General features: G+C 39.2%; 21 protein-coding genes. 3 read left to right on the plus strand and 18 right to left on the minus strand.

Going from position 1 to position 21,384, the window contains the following annotated elements; translation table 11 throughout:
• The first annotated feature begins 131 nt into the window (after positions 1–131).
• Complete coding sequence (locus GVN16_RS10400; protein WP_166563817.1) at positions 132–1,094, plus strand: ABC transporter ATP-binding protein; 963 nt, start codon at positions 132–134, stop codon at positions 1,092–1,094.
• Between the two features lies 1 nt (position 1,095).
• Here GVN16_RS10400 and hpt read toward each other — a convergent pair whose 3' ends face one another.
• Complete coding sequence (gene hpt, locus GVN16_RS10405) at positions 1,096–1,590, minus strand: hypoxanthine phosphoribosyltransferase (protein WP_305040899.1); 495 nt, start codon at positions 1,588–1,590, stop codon at positions 1,096–1,098.
• A gap of 307 nt (positions 1,591–1,897) precedes the next feature.
• On the opposite strand from hpt, the gene GVN16_RS10410 reads away from it, so the two are divergent.
• The gene (locus GVN16_RS10410; RefSeq protein WP_166563819.1) at positions 1,898–3,118 is read left to right on the plus strand and encodes a lipopolysaccharide assembly protein LapB; all 1,221 of its coding nucleotides are present in this window, start codon (positions 1,898–1,900) and stop codon (positions 3,116–3,118) included.
• A gap of 44 nt (positions 3,119–3,162) precedes the next feature.
• Here the strand turns inward: GVN16_RS10410 and GVN16_RS10415 are convergent, their stop codons facing one another.
• Positions 3,163–3,633 (minus strand): Lrp/AsnC family transcriptional regulator, encoded by a 471-nt coding sequence (locus GVN16_RS10415; protein WP_166563820.1) that lies wholly within the window; start codon positions 3,631–3,633, stop codon positions 3,163–3,165.
• A 364-nt stretch (positions 3,634–3,997) separates the two neighbouring features.
• Here GVN16_RS10415 and GVN16_RS10420 point away from each other — a divergent pair, with 364 nt between their 5' ends.
• Positions 3,998–4,972, plus strand: a complete 975-nt coding sequence (locus tag GVN16_RS10420) for a T9SS type A sorting domain-containing protein (RefSeq protein WP_166563821.1) — start codon at positions 3,998–4,000, stop codon at positions 4,970–4,972.
• A gap of 239 nt (positions 4,973–5,211) precedes the next feature.
• Here the strand turns inward: GVN16_RS10420 and GVN16_RS10425 are convergent, their stop codons facing one another.
• The 16 genes from GVN16_RS10425 to GVN16_RS10500 all read right to left on the minus strand — a co-directional run bounded on the left by GVN16_RS10425 (position 5,212) and on the right by GVN16_RS10500 (position 21,378).
• On the minus strand, positions 5,212–5,508 hold the full coding sequence (locus GVN16_RS10425) for a hypothetical protein (protein ID WP_166563822.1): 297 nt from the start codon (positions 5,506–5,508) through the stop codon (positions 5,212–5,214).
• A 101-nt stretch (positions 5,509–5,609) separates the two neighbouring features.
• Entirely contained in the window at positions 5,610–6,197 is a 588-nt protein-coding gene (locus GVN16_RS10430) for a hypothetical protein (protein WP_166563823.1), read from the minus strand.
• Entirely contained in the window at positions 6,169–6,672 is a 504-nt protein-coding gene (locus tag GVN16_RS10435; RefSeq protein WP_166563824.1) for a hypothetical protein, read from the minus strand. The genes GVN16_RS10430 and GVN16_RS10435 overlap by 29 nt, the downstream gene beginning before the upstream one ends.
• A gap of 5 nt (positions 6,673–6,677) precedes the next feature.
• Positions 6,678–7,664 (minus strand): RHS repeat-associated core domain-containing protein, encoded by a 987-nt coding sequence (locus GVN16_RS10440; RefSeq protein ID WP_166563825.1) that lies wholly within the window; start codon positions 7,662–7,664, stop codon positions 6,678–6,680.
• A 173-nt stretch (positions 7,665–7,837) separates the two neighbouring features.
• The gene (locus GVN16_RS10445) at positions 7,838–8,164 is read right to left on the minus strand and encodes a hypothetical protein (protein ID WP_166563826.1); all 327 of its coding nucleotides are present in this window, start codon (positions 8,162–8,164) and stop codon (positions 7,838–7,840) included.
• 526 nt (positions 8,165–8,690) lie between these two features.
• Complete coding sequence (locus tag GVN16_RS10450; RefSeq protein ID WP_310587428.1) at positions 8,691–9,632, minus strand: RHS repeat-associated core domain-containing protein; 942 nt, start codon at positions 9,630–9,632, stop codon at positions 8,691–8,693.
• A 105-nt stretch (positions 9,633–9,737) separates the two neighbouring features.
• The gene (locus tag GVN16_RS10455; RefSeq protein ID WP_166563828.1) at positions 9,738–10,223 is read right to left on the minus strand and encodes a hypothetical protein; all 486 of its coding nucleotides are present in this window, start codon (positions 10,221–10,223) and stop codon (positions 9,738–9,740) included.
• 189 nt (positions 10,224–10,412) lie between these two features.
• Positions 10,413–11,258, minus strand: coding sequence for a hypothetical protein (locus GVN16_RS10460; RefSeq protein WP_166563829.1), 846 nt, complete (start codon positions 11,256–11,258; stop codon positions 10,413–10,415).
• 134 nt (positions 11,259–11,392) lie between these two features.
• Positions 11,393–11,785, minus strand: coding sequence for a hypothetical protein (locus GVN16_RS10465; RefSeq protein WP_166563830.1), 393 nt, complete (start codon positions 11,783–11,785; stop codon positions 11,393–11,395).
• A gap of 220 nt (positions 11,786–12,005) precedes the next feature.
• Positions 12,006–12,356: a hypothetical protein gene (locus GVN16_RS10470; RefSeq protein WP_166563831.1), complete on the minus strand. Its 351-nt coding sequence runs from the start codon at positions 12,354–12,356 to the stop codon at positions 12,006–12,008.
• The gene (locus GVN16_RS10475) at positions 12,353–12,775 is read right to left on the minus strand and encodes a hypothetical protein (RefSeq protein ID WP_166563832.1); all 423 of its coding nucleotides are present in this window, start codon (positions 12,773–12,775) and stop codon (positions 12,353–12,355) included. Before GVN16_RS10475 ends, GVN16_RS10470 begins: the two co-directional genes overlap by 4 nt.
• 428 nt (positions 12,776–13,203) lie before the next feature.
• Positions 13,204–13,437: a hypothetical protein gene (locus GVN16_RS10480; protein WP_166563833.1), complete on the minus strand. Its 234-nt coding sequence runs from the start codon at positions 13,435–13,437 to the stop codon at positions 13,204–13,206.
• 153 nt (positions 13,438–13,590) lie between these two features.
• Positions 13,591–13,923, minus strand: coding sequence for a hypothetical protein (locus GVN16_RS10485; RefSeq protein ID WP_166563834.1), 333 nt, complete (start codon positions 13,921–13,923; stop codon positions 13,591–13,593).
• A gap of 10 nt (positions 13,924–13,933) precedes the next feature.
• A complete protein-coding gene (locus GVN16_RS10490; protein ID WP_166563835.1) occupies positions 13,934–14,623 on the minus strand; it encodes a hypothetical protein in 690 nt (229 codons plus the stop codon).
• A gap of 119 nt (positions 14,624–14,742) precedes the next feature.
• The gene (locus GVN16_RS10495) at positions 14,743–15,009 is read right to left on the minus strand and encodes a hypothetical protein (RefSeq protein ID WP_166563836.1); all 267 of its coding nucleotides are present in this window, start codon (positions 15,007–15,009) and stop codon (positions 14,743–14,745) included.
• Positions 15,010–15,015: 6 nt separating this feature from the next.
• The gene (locus GVN16_RS10500; protein WP_166563837.1) at positions 15,016–21,378 is read right to left on the minus strand and encodes an RHS repeat domain-containing protein; all 6,363 of its coding nucleotides are present in this window, start codon (positions 21,376–21,378) and stop codon (positions 15,016–15,018) included.
• Between the last annotated feature and the right edge of the window lie 6 nt (positions 21,379–21,384).

A 21,384-nucleotide genomic window follows, 5' to 3' on the forward strand; every position in this document is an offset into this window, starting at 1 on the left:
ATACGAGCTTTCAGGCATGACAGAAACAGAAACGAATCAGATGCTTGGGGTTCCTGAGGGCATTCCGGGATAAAATTGAGGTACTCTCAGTATGACCATGTATCTTTGTTTTTATTTAAGCAGAATTTTTGATGATAGAACTCCGGAATCTTTCTTATGAAATTGGCCCATTGTCAATTTTGAAGAATGTTTCTTTGACCGTCGGCAAAGGAAGTATTTTAGGACTGATCGGTGAAAGCGGATCCGGGAAATCGAGCCTGTTAAAGCTGGCGGCAGGTTTAAATGAACCTTCTTCCGGGGAAGTACTGCTTGACGGGCAGAAAATCGACCCGCCTTCAGAAAAACTTATTCCCGGACATCCTGAGATCAAGATCGTTACCCAGCATAATTCCCTGTTTCCCAATGTCACCATCCGGGAGAACGTGGCTTATGAACTGCGTTTTTTTAAAAAGGAATACACAGAAAAACGGGTAAAAAAGCTTTTGCAAATGACGGGCATCGCCCACCTGGCCGACAGGTATCCGCGTGAAGTTTCAGGCGGAGAGCTGCAAAGGGCCCTGATTGCCAAATCTGTCGCTGATGAGCCGAAGGTTTTATTGCTCGATGAACCCTTCAGTAACCTCGACAGGAATATCAAGCGTAAAATCAATATCGCCCTGCAAAAAATTATCAGGGAGGAAAACATAGCCTGTATTTTCGTCACCCACGAAATCGCCGATGCTTTCGGTATGGTAGATGAACTGGTCGTGCTCAGAAAAGGAAAGATCATCCAGAAAGGGAAGGTGGAGGAATTATATCATCATCCTAAAAACTTCTATGTGGCCAACCTCACCGGGGCAGGAAATTTTATCAAAAATAGCAGACTCAATAAAGATGAAGAATCCGGAAACCTGCTCATCAGGCCTGAGGATATTTCTTTATCAGATTCCGGCGAATTCGAAGGGGTGATCAAAAGAAATATATTTTTAGGCCCGTTTTATGAAGTCCACCTCGAGTGGGACGGAACTGAATTGTTTTTTTTCTCAAAAGAAAAACTGGAAGAAGGTGCTATCCTGAAGTTTGACATTCTGAAATCCGTCGGCCTGGGAGCCTGATTCAGTCGGCTTTGACCAGTATCTCTTCGCTGTTGCGGCCATAGCCATTATAATCGAGACCAAAGCCTACTACAAATTTATTTTCAATTTCAAACCCGAGATAATCGATTTTATGATCGAATTTCATGGCTGAAGGCTTATGCAGCAAAGTGATGGTCCTGATAGACGCAGGGTTGCCTTTTTGAAGGGTATTGATCAGAAAATCAAGGGTAAAGCCCGTGTCCACAATGTCTTCGACGATCACCACATGCCTTCCTTCAATGGGCGTACTTAAGCCGATCAGCTCCCTGATTTTGCCTGAAGAAGCCATGTTATGGTAAGAATTAACCTTAAGAAAACTCACTTCACAAGAAACATTGATTTGCTTGAACAGCTCGGAAAGAAACATGAATGAGCCGTTCAGTATGCCCAGGAACAAGGGATTCTGACCTGCCATGTCGTGATTGATCTGTGTGGCGAGCTCAGTTATACGCTCCCGGATTTGTTCCTTGTTCAAAAAGGTTTTAAACTTTAAATCCTGAATGGTGATCATCGATTGTTTTCTGAAGGTTTATTTTGGAGTGCAAATAAAGATAATATTTGTTAAAAGTTAATCTTTTGATGGAAAACTATCCCTTATCAGTTAATTTTGAGCCTGTTTCTTTGACTTAAGAATATTTTAACCGGGAAACGGAAACCAGGTGAATTACATTCCCCCTTTTTCTTTACTCCTCCGGAAGAAGTTTCTCTTAAGTAAAAATGACATTGAATTTTAAATCACAATTTCGGATAATCAAAAGCGTTTTTCATTAAAAAGTATAATAATGCCCAAAAGAATCATTTGGTTGGTGTTTTTTCTCTTATGTGTGAGTGTTCAGGGATATTCTCAGTTGTTTTCATGGCTCGGATCGGATAAAAACAAAGCAAAACCTAATTTTTTATTGATGGACAGGGGGATTCAGATTGAAACCACAGTGGCCATTAATAACATGTATAATTTCAACTTTTATGAAGCAGAAAAAGACTTCAAATGGTTGAAGCTCAAATATCCCGATCACCCCATCGGTAGTTTCCTGTTGGGCCTGAATGACTGGTGGAAGATCGTTCCGGATACAAAAAATACCTCTTTTGACGAATCGTGCCATACCCATATGGATGATGCCATTGATAAGGCTGAAGAGTTGTATGACGACAATTCGAAAAACAAGGAAGCGGCCTTTTTCCTGGCCGCTGCTTATTCTATCAAAGGCAGGCTGTATTCAGAGCGTGAAAGATGGGTAAAAGCCGCCTGGGCCGGGAAGCAGGCCCTGAAATACCTGGATTACAGCAGGGGAGAGGAAAATATCAATCCTGAGCTGCTGTTTGGTGACGGGGTCTATAATTATTACTCCAAATGGATCAACGAGAATTATAAGTCGTTAAAACCCCTGCTGACCTTTTTCAGAAAAGGAAACAAAGCTCTCGGGATCAAACAACTGGAGTACGTTTCCAACAATGCTTTTTATTCAAGAATGGAAGCCCGCTACTTCCTGGTACAGATATATTCGATGGAGGGACAGCCGGCTAAGGGCCTGACCATGGCCCGGCAGATGCATGCTTTGTATCCTAATAATGCTTTTTTTCATCGCTATGTGGCCCGTAATTCCTTTGCTATCGGTCGCCTGGATGAAGCCGAGACTTATGCCAGGGAACTGCTCGACCGCCTGGACACCAAAAGCTATGGTTATGGTGACGTAGACGGCAGGTATGCTGCCTACATCATTGCTTATATCAACGAGCATATGAGACGTGATTACGCTCAGGCCAAAGTATACTACATGAGGTGCATCAATTACGCAAAAAACAATAATTCAGAAGATTCGGGTTATTACCTGGGTTCTAACATGGCCCTGGGGAGAATTGCCGAGTCGGAGTCTGCCTGGGCAGATGCGGCGTCTTATTATAAGGAAGTAATGGACAAGGCAGATAAGAAGTCGGATAGCTACAAAGAGGCAAAAAAAGCGGCAGGTGAATTAAAAGCCAAGCAGAAGAAAAAGAAAAAGTAGGAGCGTTGCTGCCCCTACTTTTACATTCTTCCGTTCCGGATTTCTCAGGGAATAGGAAGTACCTTCGTGTTTTTGAAGGTCGATAAGATCACCATGGTCTGAGTGCTGGCCACTACCTCAATTTCATTGATAGTTTCCATGATCAGCCTTTGATAAGAGGCTATGTCTTTTGCTATAACTTTCAACAGGAAGTCGCAAGACCCTGTCACGTGATGACATTCTATAATTTCGGGTACACGCTCAATCGTATCTACGAAGGCCTCTGTGATCGACTTACGGTGACCTGACAAGGTTACCTGTACGAAGGTCATGACACCCAGTCCTACTTTCTCACGGTCTATCTGTGCATGGTAGCTTTCGATGATGCCGGAGTTTTCCAGTTTCTTTACCCTTTCGAGCGTAGGTGCAGGAGAAAGCCCGATTTCTTTAGACAATTGAGCATTCGTAATTTTTCCGTTGCTTTGGAGGATCTCGAGAAGTTTGTGATCTATCTGGTCTAGTTTATTAACAGCCATCTTTTTGAGTTATTTGTTGATATCAAAATATAATTTGGTGCAAATTTATAAATTTAAATTTTAATTCTACAATATGAGCCAATTATAAATTAAAATAACTGAAAAATTCTTTCTGTTTTTTTCTTAAAGAATGTTAAAATCCGGTGCTTCAGAAGCAATCTTTCCTGATTCTGAATACGTCTCCTTCTCTTTGTGTGCAATGCCTTCCCATACGTCATAATTTTTTGTCTTTTTTATTTCGTTTTTTATTATAAGATGTTTATTTTCGTATGTGATAAAAAGAAACAATAACTATGGCTGATCTTCAGCGTTATTGAAATTTTGATCTGTTACTTTTAAGTCTCAAACAAATCCATTTATTAACATGAAAAAATATTTTATTCTCCAACTGCTCTTCATTTTCTGTCTGTCTGCAAAGGCACAAATTTCTTATAATTATGATGCTTCCGGCAACAGAATAAAAAGGACTTCCGGAGTTGTCACCTGTCCCACACTCAGTTGGGTCAATGCGTCCGTATGTAATTCCGGTGGAACTACAAAGTACCATGCAGAGGTCAGTGGTTTGACTGCCGGACAAACTGCCGAGTTTTCGATGGATGGCGGAGCCTGGACTCCCGCAAATATCGGTAGCAATGGTATTGATTATTATAAACCCGGAACAAGCTCTACACCTGTTTCTTTTCAGGCCAGACCTCAGGGGACGTCTTGCACACCTATTTCCGGAGCTTTGTCCGGACCGGGAAGTACTTGCGGCACTCCGATTTGTGGTACACTCAACTGGATTAATGCGGCAGTCTGCACGACTGCCGGAGTTACCAAATTCCATGCAGAGGTAAGTGGGTTGGTTACAGGGCAAGTTGCAGAGTTTTCAATGGACGGCGGAGCATGGACCACAGCCAATTACGGAACCAACGGTATCGATTATTATAAATCCGGAGCGGGCTCAACCCCGGTTTCATTTGAAGCCCGTATCAAATCGACGAGTTGCAGTTCAATTTACGGTTCACTGGCCGGACCGGGTGGCAGCTGTTCAGGAGCACGTATGGCAGTAACAGAGATGGGAGTTGCAGAGAGCAAAGAAAACTTTAAATTGAAAGCATATCCAAATCCGGTCGAGCATATTATGTCTTTTGAGTTCGCCGCATTAAATGATCAGCAGGTCGAATTGAATCTTTTAAATGTCAGTGGTAAAAAATTGCTGACAAAAAATATAAAAGCCAATAAAGGATTTAATAAGATTCAACTGGACCTGGGCACTTACCCATCAGGTGTTTATTTTGTGACCTTTTATCTTAATCAGAAAAGAGAAAATATAAGAGTTGTAAAGTCAGGCGAATAAATCATTAATTACTGCATTGATGTTTTGTACTGGTCTTTCAAAGGAATCATTAAGATACCTTTTGAAAGATCAGTAGCAGTTTATGTAGTTGGACTGGAAAGAGGTTTGTCTTGAGATAGTAACTCCCTGTAAAAGAGTATATTATTATACTGATATCATTTGGGGTGTAAAACCACAATGTATTATTCAGCTGCTGGTCTTCCGTTAATAACAAGTCTGATTTTTCCGGGAAATGAGACTTAATCTTCCACATTCTCATTATTATATTTTTTTCTTAAGTATCTGAAGGCTAATAACCAACAGAATAAAAAGATGATGAACTGCACAAACAGCACAATATTGTAAGCATCCGCTTCTGCGTGCATAATGCCAAAACTTAATATGCTGACAGGGAAAGTAACTAATAAACCTATCAGAACCCAGTCACCGTAGTAGGGAGGATAAACACAAAGTACGGAAACGGTTCCCAGGCCCACATACCCAAGCGAAATAAGAAAGGCGTTTTTAAGGGCTCTTTTTTCTGAGTCTGACTTCATTTGATTTTTCTCATTGTTGGATTTCAGCAGTTGACATAACGGGGGTAGCTAAAAGCAAAGTTTTTTAAGAATTCCTGTGCCTATGTCAAATGCCTGATCTTTTAGTCATTATTTACGAAGAACTCATACCAGTAAGTTTCTTTTTTACTTTTAACCCCAATCTGCTTTTCAAGTTTGATTATGATTTCATTATAAAACCGGTCTTCAATTCTCTTTATTTCCTTATCGTTATGTTTAATATTTTCTGAAGTATTCCATCTTCCTTCCGGTGTCAGGTTATGAACAGCCCTTATAGCGATAGAAGTGGTTTTTGAATCTTTTTCATCTTCAAAACCTTCTACATAGGTGAAATACGAAACATAGTACATTTCTTCCGGATGATCTTTGAAATAAAAGATCTTACCATCAAGGAATCCATATCCTCTGTCTTCCCAGTCATCCAAGTCTTTCAACTCATCCGGAATCAGGTATTCCGGATGGTTTTTGAATAGAATATTAACTGCATGGTCCATTTTTATTTTCTGAACAGGGAATGTCCACTGCCTGAATGCCCCTAAAGTACCGGCAAGCATACCGCAGGAAACAAAGATTAAAGCTAAAATTAATATGGATATTTTTTTCAAATTAAACATATAAAGCCTTTTGTTGTTGTGTAGGCTATTATTCATACCAATGACTATACTTCTCACTTTTTACATTTGCCTGTTTCTCGAGTTTAGTAATAATCTGTTTATAAAAACGGTCATTAATTCTATGTATCTCTTTTTCGTTTTTTTCTAAATCTTCTACTGTGGCCCAGGCTCCTTCTTCTCCCAAGTTAATTGCTCTTACAGAAACTGTCGTTGATTTGGATTTTTTTTCGTCTTCAAATCCTTCCACATCTGCAGAATATGAAACATAATAAATTTCTTCGGGATGGCTGCTAAAATAAAAAATTTTACCATTTAAAGAACCATAACCGTTTTGCTTCCAGGAATCTAAATGTTCCCATTTTTCTGGAATAAGATACTGAGGATTATTTTTAAAAAAAGCATTGACTTCTGAATCAAATTGTTTTTGAGGAATCGGAAATCTCCATTTTTGAAAAGAACCTAGGGTGCCGGGGCTGAATGTATTGCAGCTCGTTAAAAGTAATACAAAAAGAGATATCAGGTTTTTTTTCATAATAGTTAATTTTTAATAGCTGAAGCCCCTTTTCCTATAGTTCTTGACATAGTTTTCAACCCTAGGAACATATAGTAAAAGCCAGTTTTTGGAGTTGCGGCTAATCCGAGACCTATTCCTAAAACTTTTGCTTCAAAACGTGAAATGGGATCTAGTCTTGGATCATAAGATAGAGAAATTTCTTGTGCAACAAAGGCCCAATCATCTTTAATAACTTTTGTATTAATCAAAAGAGAAGCCGCTCCTCTGGCTTCTTTACGATCGTAGGCTAAGTCATGAATCATTCCAGGATACTCAATCGGATTAGTTGGTAAATAAGAATAATCATCTTTACCATTATATTTTTTAGGATTTGATGGGCCTGGATAAGTTTTCCAAAAGATGTTATGTCCAATTGTTCTTGGATCAAGTGCTTCTGGAGTTAAATCACCTTGAACTTCATGCCATGCATTATCAACAGATTCTTTATCAAGATACCACTCAACTCCTCTTCGACTTGGATACCCGGTCTCTTTAATCTCCGAAATTAGCCTTCCTCCGTTACTAAGGGTTCCCAGGCCGGCTCCGGACATTTCTCCCTTTACAAAATCAGCCATTTGATTTGTTGAAGGATTATTGTTTAAAGCTTCATTTTCAAAGCTCATATAACTCATATAGCGTTTTATATCTTCTTTATCAGTCGTTGAATAACCGGTTGATGTAACTTCCCACAGTCCAAATGGGTCAATGTAACGAATAGGGTTATTTAGAACATATTGATAAGGTGACTGAGGATAATTACCAGCAGTTGCCGGATCCACTTCCCACCAACTCCCCATACCTGCATCATACCATCTGGCACCGTAGTCATAGAAGTTCAGGCCGAATTCTTCGTTGAGCTCTTTACCATTATAAAGATAACGGAATTTCGGTAAAACCGGGTCTTTGTACCAGGCCCCGTTCATCACTTTTCCGAAAGGATAGTAATGAGTTTCACTGATGACAGTAGTCATTTTTTAATAAAATATTTAACTAAAGCTTTAAACCTGTTGATTTAAAATCGTCAATACAGTGAAAATTATCTTAGTAGTTTCATTTCCTGGATTTGTACATCCATTATCGATTTTCAACCCGCTTTCCCACTATATACAAAAGGATTAAAATTAGAACTAAAACTACAGCGACTTTAATAACAGAAGAATTCGTATCTTTGGGTACATTGTGTCCGCTGGCATGAAGGGCAAACCAGAAGAGAACGTCCAAAATTAGCAAAATAGATGTCAACCATTTTAAAACTATTATATTTATTTTCATCGTCTTGATTCGTTTTGATATGTCCTTGAAAACACTGCTTTACTAACAAATTCAGAACTTGTTCAAGTTGCCCTCCTGACATACCAGTAACATTTAACTTATCTCCATCTTTTAAGTTAACTGGGTTTCTTTGTAGCAAATCTGGCACAATAAGAGCAGACTTAGGAAGATTTGATGCGTCCTGAATAGAACTGTACATATCAGTAAGCAAAGTTTGTTTTACGCATGTCTATCGTCTCGATCTATCATATTAACTGGATTGTCATTACTAAAGACCTATGGGCTGAAACTCAGAGTCTTCATCGCCAAAGGGTCAATTTGTCAATAAGAAAGCCCCATCCTTGGGGCTTTTTGTTACTATCTATTAAAAATTAGAATATATACAACTGCTGGAATTATAATCGTAGCCCAAAATACCCAGATCATTTTGTTCAAAATTTCGTCATTTTCATTATCATTTATAAATTCTTCTACTTGGTTTATTGTCCAGGTATATTTATTTAAAAAATAGAAAATCATAATAACCAAAAGAATGTAGAGCCACGTAAGAGAAGTTTCTAAGCCAATATTAAGGGCTATTCTTAAAAAATACAGTAATACATAAAACCATAAAAGTATTATTAAACTTACGGATATTTTTGAAAAATAGAAGTTGGATAGACTGGGTCTTATGTTACCGAATGCAAAATTGGCGTACAATTTACAAATCAAATAATTTATAGTTCTCATCGGATTCTGATTTTAGAGGTATCAACTTGTTGTGATTCAATTACTTTATTAGATTGATATTGTTCAACCTTATTATCCACTGCTTTAAAAATAGCATCTTTTGCACCTGTTACGCTCAATAATCCGTCAGCAATACCAATCGCTGCACCAGTTAAAGGATTTACTTTTAAGGCAGCTAAACCAATATCGACACCGGCTTTTAGCATATTTCCTGCCGTTGGGTTTTCAATGGCTTGTGCAGTAGAGATGATTGCTCCCGTTATTCCTAAGCCTTTTCCTATATCATCTAATACATTTATTACTGGGGCAGCAGCATCAAGTGCATTGCCAAGTTTTGAAGCCCCTCCAACAACACCTGTATTTAAGTTGTTGCTTAAATCAACAGCATTAATAAGATTATCTAGTGTACCTGATAAACTACTTCCTGATTTTCCCGTAACAGTTACCTCACTCAACATGGTTGAACTTGTAGCAGTACCATTGGCATTTAAATTTACCTGTTCCCCTTGCCCATTCATGTATGTGCCAGACTTTCCTATGTCAGTTGCACCATTTCCGTATTTGGCTGTTGCTTCGGCTTGGTTGTTTACAGAGAAGTCAAAGGTTACACTTCCGTTTTGCTGTTTTATCCAATCAAATGGTAATCTACCGTCGGGGTCTGTAAATCGAATCGGATTGTTATTTGAAAATACATAAGGCGAGAACCTTAATTGCTGTGGTTGATCCGCCAACGGATCCACTTCCCACCAACTCCCCATTCCTGCATCATACCATCTGGCACCGTAGTCATAAAAGTTCAGACCGAATTCTTCGTTGAGCTCTTTGCCATTATAAAGATAACGGAATTTCGGCAAAACCGGGTCTTTGTACCAGGCCCCGTTCATGACTTTTCCGAACGGATAGTAGTGGGTTTCGCTGATGATCTCCGAGTTGTCAATACAATCGCAGTTTCATTGGATATGTGTATTTTTTAATAATATAATATTAAAATGCTTATTGTATTCTCACAATTCATTGCATTTTTCAACAGGGTTGTCATAAGATTAAATAAGTCCAAAACTTCTCTCTAAAATCGTAGATTTTAAATCATCATCCAAAGTATAAACACACTCAAATCCAACAGATCTAATGAGTACAGAGATTTGGACCAGATTATCTTCTTTGTGCTTTATACTACATTCTATGTAGAACTTAGGTGATTTCCAATTTGATTTAAAACTATTTAAGTTACTAGAGTCAATCTTTGAATACATTACCTTTTGATCACGGTAGTGTAGTTCTGTTATTTCTTTTTTGTTCAAAAACTCATTTTCTACAACATAGGGGCGTTGATCTCTAACTACGGTAGACAAATTTTCATAAAATAATTTATCATTTAGTACCCTGTTAATTGCCTCTACTTTGTTGAAATTATGGCTATTACACCTCCAGAACAAAATGGAAATACAGAGTAAAAACAATATTGGTCTCATGTCTTGAAATAATTTCATTGCACTTTCTTTTTTGGTTTCAACATTATGCACAGGCATCTGTGTTGTTATTTTGTCAAAACACAATCTTAACTTAATATATACTGAGTAATCGTTAGCTTTTTTTCATCATCACCATCATTTAACCGGAGAATTTCTGCTACTTCAATTAGTCTTGATATAGAATGTTTATTAACGGATTCATGATATTATTTAACTGAAAAGTTGTTGTATTTAAGAATCGGTCATTTATAAGTGCCTAATAATTAGATTGTCCTCAATGTTTGTGATAATCTTCATTCTATTTCCTACTTCCTCTTTTAAGAGACCGTCTTCTACATCGAATTTAACATCTTTCTGATTAATTATTATCTTCCTTTTTATTGTATTCCTTTTTGCTGCACTTTGATCTATTACAATCAGGTGAATATCAATACTTAATTCGTCTCTTTTATCATTATACTGAAAATTATTATCACCAAACGATTGAAACGATCCATCTGCTATATAAGCATACTTTAAAATGCCTATAGATCCTATCTTATTCATTGATTTATCAAAAACGAAAAATAGATCCCTATCATAATATGTGTCATATAATTCTCTTACTTGCAATAAGTACAAATCTTTAAAATGAAATGACTTAATCAATGATTGATTCTTTAAATGAGAACCAAATTTAATTCCATCAACTTTGAATCCTGATTTATTAACTTTATTTAATAAGAGCAAAGAATAAGGATTTCCAAAAAGGAGGATGTTGTTGTTTTCCGAAATAATTGCATTGTCCTTGTCAAGAAATAATTGTTCCAAAGATTTTCCTTTGAAATAGCCTGTTTTATGTTTTTCTTTTTTTTGTACTGATTTAAATTCTAAATGATATTTTCTTAACACTTCAAAAATATTGTAATGAAGCTTGAAATTTAAAGAGCTATCTATTAAATCTAAATTTATAGACTTTGAATTGCCTGGGCTGCGGGCTTTCTTTTTCAAATCCGAACTCTCTTTTGCAATTTGCTTCGAATCGCTCGATTGGCTGCAAGAGTTTGAATTATAGAATAAGAAAAGACCAATAAGCAAAGTGATACTTTTCATATGATTAATCTTGTAATAGCTCAATACAGAAATACATTTATATTTTTCTGTATGGTTTTTTTGTAATAAATTGTACTCGAATCTCTATTATTATATTCATATATTTTCAATAACTAAAAATCAATGTTTTGCATTTAAAGGCTTCCTGCTATCTCATTTTGACGACCTTTTGATTCATATCCCAAGCTTGTTTCATTAAACTCAAGCTCGTTTTCAAAGATTTTCACAAAAGAGGCTGCTATATAATATTTTTCTCCTTCGCTTTCTATTTCAAATAAATTATTTTCTTCATAGCTCAGATATTTTTTTACAGCAGTATAGGTCGTAATACTGTTACTATTTACCAAGCGTATGGTAATGCCAGACAGCGTTGTAAATAATTGCATAAATGAGGTGTCAAAAAAAATTATATCGATATTTTCTTTACTTCCTTTTCTTTTGTCTGATCTTATTAAGAGTTGTCCATGACTAACTAAATAGTCAAAAACTGTAAAATAGCGGTCTGATTTGAAAATCTCTTTGCTCATTGTTTTTGTTTTAAAATGGACCGGGCACTACTTTCTGTTTTTAATAAAATGTTGTTCTTTTTAATGCTTCAGGATTAGAATACAACTATCCCCTTGCTGAAACCTTTTTGCACCCTGAGTAAATGCACTCTATGGACCACCCGGATAATCATGCAATAATCAGCTTACTTGAACAAAAGAAGGGATAATCATCAGAATATATTAGAAAATAGAATGTTCTTTAGCCCAAGTCAATAAGAGTTAAGATTGTATCCTCATTTATTTTATAAGGATAAGCTAAATTGGTAATAGTCTTGGATTTGACGTTTTTATCTAATTTTTCCCAACTGGTTATGTTTTTAATATGCCACCTTATCTTTTCTAAACTTTTAGGATATTTTTCAATATTACCCCACTCTGACTTTTGACCATTTCCAAATTCTTTTTCGAGCTCATCTGTGATTTGGTCTAATATCTCTCCAATATATGGGCTACTAGCAACTTCGGTGAAGAGATCTTCGTCCCCACCCCATTTAATAAGGATTAGAGCTTTTCTAAGAATAACAAGGTCTCTTATGTTTATTATATTCATTTTTTTTGCTTTGTTAAATTTGGGCCTCCGTAAATTACTTTTTCTAACTTAAGTGTGCCTTTTGGGTATACAAATTCAAGATATTCTCTTCCGTTGGTTTCTAGGTGGGCGACTTGATATGAATTAAGTCTAAATACTACCACATCATCACCACGATTTGCATGAGTAGCTTGTCCATTAAACAAATTTTGAAAAGCTTCAGAAGGAGCCATTGCTATGTTTGTTAAATAAACTTTGCCTTTATTGTTAGGTAATATTTTATGTGTAGCCATGATTCCTGCTAATCCAACTTGATCGGTGTAATGGTAAAAAGTATAACCATCGTCATTCGACTCTTTCCTTGGTGTATCTCCTTCAACTAAAGTGATTAAGGATAGTATTGACCCAGCTCTTAATGCAACACGACCTAAGCTTTCCAATATACTTTGCCATGACAGTCCTGTCGTTCATCCTATTGTTCCTGCAGTGCCTAGTAGCGGTACAGCTGAGGCAGATTTCTCTTTCGAGTTAGAAGCTTTTGACGATTGAGATTTTTGCTTTTCCTTTTCATCTTTTTTCTCTTTATCGCGATCTCTATTAGCAAACTCTATCTGAGCAGTCTCATGTCGACCGATCATATCATCAAAGGAAGTCATTCCACCGAAAGCCAGACTCTCTAAACTATCGGGGTCAAGAAAGTGGGCTATTGTTTTCGTATGTAATACTGCTCGCTTGTCTGGGTAACTCTGGTAAGAGATCGAACAAAATCAAACTTAGAAAACTCCTTATTCGTTTTTTATTTTATTTTTAATCATATATTCAAATAGCATCTGAATTGTAAGTTCCTCATTAATTTTCCGTTGTTTTTTTAAGTTAAATAATGTTTCCAGGTCATAGTATTGAGTTCTGCTTCCTCCAGAAAGTACTTTTGAAAATCAAAATTTTTAAAAGTTACGCCAAATTTTTTTGATAAATGCTCCAACAAATCAACGGCACCTATACCATCATCTATTTCCCTAATGACATATTGTGGGGAAAAGTTAAAATCATAAGGATATTCTTTTTCTAGAAATGAAATGAGGTTTTCAAGTGTTAATTCCATAACTATTCTTTTGTTTTATCATAAATGGCTTGTCCTTCACAAGGATTTACTAAAATGTAAGGAAGCATCGAGAAGTAGGACAGAATACCAAAAAGCACTCATTCTTTCTTATTAAGAAAGTTGCTCAAAACTGTAAGAAAAAAGAGTTTTTGCTTATAATAAGTTCAATGCGTTTGTAGCATACTCTCGCACTAAATTCCACGCATCATCACTTTCAAAACTTTCATCAGTTTGCATTTCTTCAATGGAAAGATTAAGTTCTATAAGGTTATTGCATTTCAAAATATCAATAACCGCTTCATAAGAAACAATTCTTGCTTCCATCAGACTAGGCAGTAATCTGAATGCATTATCAAAGTCAGAGATAACTTCATCAAATACATCAACATAATCAGGAAAAGTAGCTACTTGTTCCTCGTATGATTTCGACAAACAGACTAAGCTATTTTTCAAGAGAGATAATTTATTATTTATATCTAATGTCATAATTAAAATTTTAGTTTGCTGCTGGAAATCTGAATGTATTGGCACCATCAGATACTTTCCAATATGGAGCTCCTCCAAAATGCCTACGTGAACCTGGATGATATTGAATTAATCTACCTGTTTCTTCTCCTCGATTATTAACCTGACGTAACACCCACCCTTTGTCCGAACCTCTGGTTTTAGTCATAACGCTATTTACCCAGCCTTCTGACTTGCCCAACATATTGCGAACATATCCATAGGATTGACCTTGCAATAAGCTAGGATTAGTAAGAATATCATCGACACTTTCTAAAACGGATCCAACTTTGCGTATTGCTGTTGTCCCAGTCCTAGCGGCTGCTTTACTCGCTCTGTAGGCGAGGATTTTTCCAGATAAATATAAGTTAAGTTTTGTTACACCGGAGCCTATTGCTTTAATTCCAGAAATTAATCCGAAGGTTTCAAAGAGATTGGCTACCAGAAATTGTTTATCTACAGGGTCTATCCCATTTTCAAATGGACACGGTGGTTGACCAGGTCCGCCACATTCTACCGTCGCGTCAAAGGATTTGGCAGATTCATTTGATGTTGCATTTTGTTCTGTATCTTGTTGAGCCCGTATTTGGTCACCCTGAGTAACGAAACCAGAAGATTGGTTGCCAAAGTCTTTAATTTCTTTTTGACGAACCATACTCATTAACTCGTCCACGGACATCATACCATCCGGATCAACAAAGCGAACCGGGTTATTGTTCCCATATGTATAAGGCCCCCACCTTCTACCTGAGTCTGCTAACCCAGATAACCAGGCTATCAGAATGTACTTAATTTAAGGCGTCAAATTACTAATATTAATTTTAGTTTGTCTATAACTTTTTCAGCGTCGTAAATTTTTTCATCAGGTATATTGTCAAATCCAAGATTATTATCAGTTATTTCAGAGAAACCAATAAAAGTATTTTCAAATTGTAATACATAGAAACTATCATTATGCCATATATCTAACATAATGACCCCAGAAGGAAAATTATGTGTTTCATGTTTTACTCCTAGTTTGTTAAGAAGCTCAAGTGTTTGATTATATATATTTATTGTTTTTATCATTTTGCCTTATTTTGAGAAAAATAAATTACCAGTTTTTCTTTCAAAAATACTGAAAGCCCCATTGGACTGAATTTCAATTCGATGTCCTTTTGTTAAAGCAGTCACATTACCGTTGGGGTGATAAGTTACGTATTTGTCATCTAAAATTCCAAACATTCTATCATTTGCTCGAGCATGTACTCTCTCAATAGCATCGAGACTTTTATTGATTAATTTCAAAGCTTCTTTTGGATTTTTAGGGCTAGGAGCATTTTCTAAAGCATTTTTAAACAGAGACAATCTTTCTACACGAGAAAGTAAACTCTTAGCCGTAATTTTTAAGAATTTTGCATATTCAATACCTCGAAAAAAGGAACCCCAAGGGAAAGTTTGCCATGGGTCATTCCATGAAGATTCCAGGCTTGCTGTGAGATAATCTGAGAAAGTTGAATTTGAGAAACCGTTTACCACAGTTCTTATTAAGGCCTGTAAAGAACGTTCGTCTCTTTGTAAATTGACTACATTTTCATGAATTAACAAAGAACCTCTTGATCTCCAAACATTATTCCATAATTGGCTGTCGGTTCCTTCACCAGAATTGTTAGCACTCAGCTGAAAAGTTGGAACATCTTTCCATTCTATTTGATAAACATCATTTCTTCCGTCATTAGTATTGAGTAAAGTATGGCCAGAGGGGTCTACAAAACGTGTAGAAATGGATTCGCTTTGTTGACCATTTGGGTCGATATTTGAAACTGGATTATTTTCTCCATAATTGAAAGGGCTTGATTTATAGTACTCGTCGGCCAACGGATCCACTTCCCACCAGCTCCCCATTCCTGCATCATACCATCTGGCACCGTAGTCATAGAAGTTCAGACCGAATTCTTCGTTGAGCTCTTTGCCATTATAAAGATAACGGAATTTCGGCAAAACCGGGTCTTTGTACCAGGCCCCGTTCATGACTTTTCCGAACGGATAGTAGTGGGTCTCGCTGATGATCTCCGAGTTGTCAATGCTGCCGCTGCCGTTTTTGTCTGAAAATACCAGCCGGGTATTGCCCAGGTGGTCTTTCAGCGTGTATTCATACCTGAATGTCCCGGCATTGTTTACCGCCCGGCCTTCTTCATTATAAACGGCTTCCACCACATTATTATTGAGTTCTATTTCACCCAGGTAGTCCTGGGTCAGCGTTACGGTTCCGGCTGTTTTTACGGTTTTACGTAGCTTATTGCCTGTGGCGTCATAAAGTAATTCAATCGTGTTATTGCCTCCGAAATCGAATTTAGAGGGCAGATTCAGAAAATTATGAGGGGCGTCCATGTTCACCCTGGCCGGGTCAATACTCGTTGTGCCTGAGCTCCCCGTGGTTTTATTGGTACCCGAGGATATGGTCAGCGTCTGATTGTCTATCGTGGTGTTGGTAAAGGCCCCGCCGCTGCTTACCATGCCTTTGCGGTTAATGCTCTGGATGTTGCCCCTGGCATCAAAACTCCGGGTTTCGGTAAAATAGTCATTGTTGCTGATCGTGCCACCGGACGTGTAATCAGAATACCGGGAATTGGTGAGCCTGTCAAGGTGGTCATAGGTGAAACCATAAGCCTGTGTGCTGCGTCCTTTGACCTGCCAGAGCATCTGCCCGATGTTGCCGCTTTGCTGCACTGTGCCGTTGAGCCCGGCCGTGAGACTGTTGTATTGCAGCACTTCTCTGAAAAGATCATCAGTAGTGGCCCCGAAGCTTGGCACAGCTGTACTGCTCAGCATATTGCTCACAGCGTAGGTGCTGCTGCTCAGGTCGGAAGTACCGTTGATGTCAGACAGCAGACCGTTAGACAGGTAATTGTAATCTACCTGCTGAAGACCGTTCGTTCCAGGACCCAATTTTTTCCAGGCCAGCTGGTCTTTGGCAGTATAAGCCAGCCTGCTGACAGTGTTGGCTGAGCCTCCGTTAACAGACTGGGTGGTTTGGGTGAGTCTGCCCCAGGCATCAAACTGGCGTGCATTGACAATCGTCGTGGTGCCTGCACTGTGCGTACTGCTCCGGGTCTCGCTCAGGATATTGTCACCGAAATCATAGGTGTAACTTACGGATTCTGCCGTGGTGCTACCCAGTGCGGTATGGTTATTTCCTGTCTGGTTGCTTACCCTGCCGTAGCTGTCGTAATTGAAAGTACTTTGTAAAACACCGTTGGCAGCCCCGGGAGTCACTACAGGATCAGCGACATTCAAAACCATCGTTTTGCTCGTTTTGAGTTTATCGGTCTCTATGCCTGAGGTAGCGGTGCTGTAAATGTTTTCAATGATCTTGTTGCTGAGTGTAATGGCATCCCCACTTCCGCCGGCATATACTCCTTTTTCAGTTAATCTGCCGTAATCATCATATTTACTGGCCATCCACCTGCCGTTGGTTTGCAGAAAAGCATCCTGAAAACGTACGGGAAGGTCTCGGCTGTTGTATTCATACAGTTCGGCTGCCTTGCCCGGTATTTTTTTCTGAGAAATGAGGTCATTGTTCAGGTAAGTGTAGCCGAAGGTAAGGTCAGCATCACTCCATGAAGCTCCAGGCGGAATGACCTTCACGAGCCTGTCTTTATCGTCATAAACATAGTAGGTATCAGACCTGCTACCGGTTGATTCGGCCGCATCAGTTCTTCTGCTCAGCAGCATTCTTCCTTTTTTATCTGTAAACTGGAAGGTCTTGTTGCCATTGCCGTCTGTAACGGTGCTTTTGCTGAGTTCACCTGCTGCAAACGACGAAGTGCTTCCAGTGCTGAAATTGTAATTCAGTACACCATCTCCTGTTAGGTTGGAGCTGAACCCGTTGATGGTCGCAAACCACGAAGGCGGCGTAACTTTCCAGGTCCTGTTAAGGGAGTTGGCTTCGTATTCTGTCAGGGTATATGGGGTGGCTCCCGGGTTTTGATAGCTCCCGTCGGAAACTCCGCTGGCAAATGGTTCAAAAGTCTTGCTTACGCGTCCCTGAACATCATAACTAACCGCCATGACCTGGTCGAGTGCGTTGGCCTTGCCTTTGGCAACGGTTTCGATCACCCTGCCTAGCCCGTCAAAATATTGGAAGGATTCCTGCGTGCCCAACCCGCTGCCAGCCACTGTTGTGTAGGTAGTAGTTGATTTTATTTTGCCATAGCTGGTAATGATTCCTGAAACATTGACCGTAGGGTAGGTATAGGCATAATTGATTTTTACATTGGAGCTTCTGGCCTTAGACTCCTGGAGTCTCATAAGCGGGTCATAAAGAAAATCAGAGAATTGCCCGTCAGGCCCTGTGATTTTACTGACCAGGGGAGTGTTGGTGAAATACTCGTATTTCCAGAGAAAGTCTTTGAACTTCCGTTGTTTGATCAGGCCTGTACTGTACCATTCGTAGGTTTCCGGCAACCAGCCTGTTTTGGTGAACTGACGTGGAAGACCCGCCCTTCCTGTGACGGAGGAGGTGCCGTGATAACTGTCAATGCTGCCTTTGATTACCCAGCCGGCTTCGTAGTTTTTAAACTGGTAGGGTCTTAAAAACTGACCTGCAGATGGTCCGGAAGTGCTTACGAAATTGCCTGAAGCATTATCAAAAGAAGCAAATTCTATTTTGGAGCCTTTTTGCTGTATACCGGCTACTTTGATCCTGGTCTCAAGAGGAATGATGATATTCAGGCGGTTGAATTCTGCCAGTTGGCCGGAAGGGAGACCTGATACCTCCGCCGGATACACATATTCAGTTTCAGTGACTTTCCCATCTGAATTGGTCAGGCTTTCCTTGGTCACCATCAGGTGGTTGGTGCCGTTGTATTCTTTGGAAAGTGTTGTGATCTGACCATCTCTATAGGATTCAATGGTGGAATATCTGAAAGGAGTTGTTTTGATGGTATATAATTTCCAGAAAGTAATAGGTGTGCCATAGCCACCTGTTTTGTAAGTATTAAATTTAATGAATTTTCCCTGGACATTCTGGTAAACCTCTCCTCTGAGAGAATAGTTGTCATAAGAATATATATCTTGTCCGGTTACATCCCTGTGGGATTTTGACATCAGCTCTCCGGACTGAATTCTGGGTTGTGGTGGTACAAGAGGAATACCTTTAAATGGTTCGGGAGATTCATTATAATATCTGTAATAATTGTAATATCCGGTTGCCGATGCGTTGAAATATTCCCTGACGGCTGAATATCCGATATGATATCCTTCAAAGGAAGAGAGCGGAACCAGTGAGTTTTCAAAGAAAAAATGGTTGATATAAAGAAAACCTCCAGCATTACAATCCTCTGCAATCAGGTTGCACATTCCTATGCAACCTTTATGGACATAACCATAGATAGGCATATTATAAAGTATTGCACTTGATCTGGAAGGAGTCCAGTTGTCTTGATAAGTATAACTTCTTACCTGGTCGTTGGCTGAACTTATGCCGTCAAAATTGGTAATTTTCTTGATACGTAGTCCACCGGCTAAGAAATTACCAGTAAGTGTGGTAGAAGTGAGTTTGTTGAGTACAAACTTTGAGGCAATGTTGCCGCCTTTCATTTCAAACCTGAGAGCCACACCTACAGGCAGACTGGGGAACAGGGTCACCAGTTTTCCTTCTGCAGTGGTAATATTGTCATCTGTACAACCAGTGTTGGTGCTGGCCGAGCCTACCTGCGAGCCATCTGACACTTTGAAGACCCTGATTTCAATAAACGGTGTAGGGCTGCAGCAGGATGGACTGTACTGCGGACCCCGCTTTTTACTCCAGGTATAATAGAGGTTATTAAGATCCGTAGAAGAGCTGATAGTCAGGTTAAAAGTGGCGGTTGGGGTGCCATCTATCATACATTGCCCTCCCGGCCAGTATCTGCTGAGACTGTCTACCGGACCATAATTCAAAGAATCCCTTGTTCCCCAATAAGTGTTGGCTTCATATTCAAAGGATGTTGAACCTCCGGTAGGATAAGCAATTTTTTTGAGCGTACCGAGTTTCATGGAAGCTTCATTCGGATGGCGGTTAGAATTTCCCTCCACCTCATTTACCGGGGTTGAGAAAAACATGTAACTTACCCTTGTAGTGGGAATATTGAGGGCAGTGTTAGTCGGATTGGTGGTAACTCCGTTGTAAAAACCCCAGTGGTCGATACCCGAAGAAAAACGGTTGGGCAAAAAGCCTGTGTTGCCAGACAATTCGTAATACTCAAAGGTATATGGATTGGCGGAAACGGTATTGTCACAGGATTTTTCCTGAACGCTTAATAGTTTCAGGGTTTTGTCTGAATACATCCCCGATTTCTGAGCTGAAGCATCATCATAATAAGTTTGGGCCAGGTCAAAGACTTTACAAAATGAACCTGACTGCACCTGGATTTTGTCGAGCTCTTTAGACTCATAACCTGAAACATCATTTAATATATCACTCCTGTTTGCACCGGCAGTGAATGATACTGTAGCGGTTGAGCTTACAATAGAAGAAATCCTCCAGCCCATAATATCCACTACATGTTGGAGGTATCCTCCCGAGGTGGTGGAAGATGGGTAACCTGTTGTGGTAAGTCCCGCTGCAGCATAATTGGAACGATAGTTATAACGATATCTTTCTTCTGCATAATTCAGAGTAATGTTGAAAAGGTCATCAGGCGAAGAGATTTTCCTTAGATACCAGCCATTGGCATACCAGAACCCCACATCGTCTGTTTCCATTACTTCTATTCCATGATTATTGGCACTGTTATCAATGTTACCGAAGAGGTATTTGGTCCCGTCTGGTGTAATGATAGTAAACTTACTTAATCTGTAGGCATTGGAACAGTTAGAAGGGGCAGAAGCTTCATAGGTAATCCTGACATCCTGCTGCGGAATCAGAATAACCTTGCCATTGACAACACCATCATTTGTCATATCAGCTTCAATAAAGAATTTTCCGTTATATCCTCCTACAGAAAACGAGAAAATATCAGGCTCAGGGTCTTTGGTCCCATTTACAAAATCCTGATTGGTGTGCGGGCCAGTGATGCAGGAATCAGTAGTGGCCGCAATTTCACTGCCAATAGAAAAATATCCGTTACAACTTTCATCTGCTTTTCCCTGCACCGTCCTGCTGATCATTCCTCCTGCCTGCAAACTCCAGCCTGCTCCGACCCAGCTGGCGGTTTCAGCTACTTTTTTGCCACTGGAATGGTAAGAAAGTGCAACCGGAAGACTTACAGAGCCTTCTTTTACAGTGTAAATAGGGATACCTATGTTAGGTACGCCGGTGTAATAACTCACCGGGATATCTCCGAACTTGCCCAGACTGGCAGCATTGGGAGAGGGCATGACCACATCTTTGATCTGGCTGTTGACCGGTTGGGCCTGAACTAATCCTGCACAACATGTGAGGACTAACATGAGGATGGTAAATCTTTTATGCATGGTTTG

The organism is Emticicia sp. CRIBPO (assembly GCF_009905725.1).
Classification (GTDB): Bacteria; Bacteroidota; Bacteroidia; order Cytophagales; family Spirosomataceae; genus Leadbetterella.

What these genes read in the sequence shown, in the direction of transcription:
- GVN16_RS10470 (WP_166563831.1), bottom strand. Translation starts at nt 12,356, where the DNA reads ATGAATATAATAAACATAAGAGACCTTGTTATTCTTAGAAAAGCTCTA.
- GVN16_RS10420 (WP_166563821.1), top strand. Translation starts at nt 3,998, where the DNA reads ATGAAAAAATATTTTATTCTCCAACTGCTCTTCATTTTCTGTCTGTCT.
- GVN16_RS10425 (WP_166563822.1), bottom strand. Translation starts at nt 5,508, where the DNA reads ATGAAGTCAGACTCAGAAAAAAGAGCCCTTAAAAACGCCTTTCTTATT.
- GVN16_RS10445 (WP_166563826.1), bottom strand. Translation starts at nt 8,164, where the DNA reads ATGTACAGTTCTATTCAGGACGCATCAAATCTTCCTAAGTCTGCTCTT.
- GVN16_RS10465 (WP_166563830.1), bottom strand. Translation starts at nt 11,785, where the DNA reads ATGAGCAAAGAGATTTTCAAATCAGACCGCTATTTTACAGTTTTTGAC.
- GVN16_RS10455 (WP_166563828.1), bottom strand. Translation starts at nt 10,223, where the DNA reads ATGCCTGTGCATAATGTTGAAACCAAAAAAGAAAGTGCAATGAAATTA.
- GVN16_RS10495 (WP_166563836.1), bottom strand. Translation starts at nt 15,009, where the DNA reads ATGATAAAAACAATAAATATATATAATCAAACACTTGAGCTTCTTAAC.
- GVN16_RS10480 (WP_166563833.1), bottom strand. Translation starts at nt 13,437, where the DNA reads ATGGAATTAACACTTGAAAACCTCATTTCATTTCTAGAAAAAGAATAT.
- GVN16_RS10400 (WP_166563817.1), top strand. Translation starts at nt 132, where the DNA reads ATGATAGAACTCCGGAATCTTTCTTATGAAATTGGCCCATTGTCAATT.
- GVN16_RS10460 (WP_166563829.1), bottom strand. Translation starts at nt 11,258, where the DNA reads ATGAAAAGTATCACTTTGCTTATTGGTCTTTTCTTATTCTATAATTCA.
- GVN16_RS10415 (WP_166563820.1), bottom strand. Translation starts at nt 3,633, where the DNA reads ATGGCTGTTAATAAACTAGACCAGATAGATCACAAACTTCTCGAGATC.
- GVN16_RS10490 (WP_166563835.1), bottom strand. Translation starts at nt 14,623, where the DNA reads ATGATGTCCGTGGACGAGTTAATGAGTATGGTTCGTCAAAAAGAAATT.
- GVN16_RS10435 (WP_166563824.1), bottom strand. Translation starts at nt 6,672, where the DNA reads ATGAAAAAAAACCTGATATCTCTTTTTGTATTACTTTTAACGAGCTGC.
- GVN16_RS10500 (WP_166563837.1), bottom strand. Translation starts at nt 21,378, where the DNA reads ATGCATAAAAGATTTACCATCCTCATGTTAGTCCTCACATGTTGTGCA.
- GVN16_RS10485 (WP_166563834.1), bottom strand. Translation starts at nt 13,923, where the DNA reads ATGACATTAGATATAAATAATAAATTATCTCTCTTGAAAAATAGCTTA.
- GVN16_RS10410 (WP_166563819.1), top strand. Translation starts at nt 1,898, where the DNA reads ATGCCCAAAAGAATCATTTGGTTGGTGTTTTTTCTCTTATGTGTGAGT.
- GVN16_RS10440 (WP_166563825.1), bottom strand. Translation starts at nt 7,664, where the DNA reads ATGACTACTGTCATCAGTGAAACTCATTACTATCCTTTCGGAAAAGTG.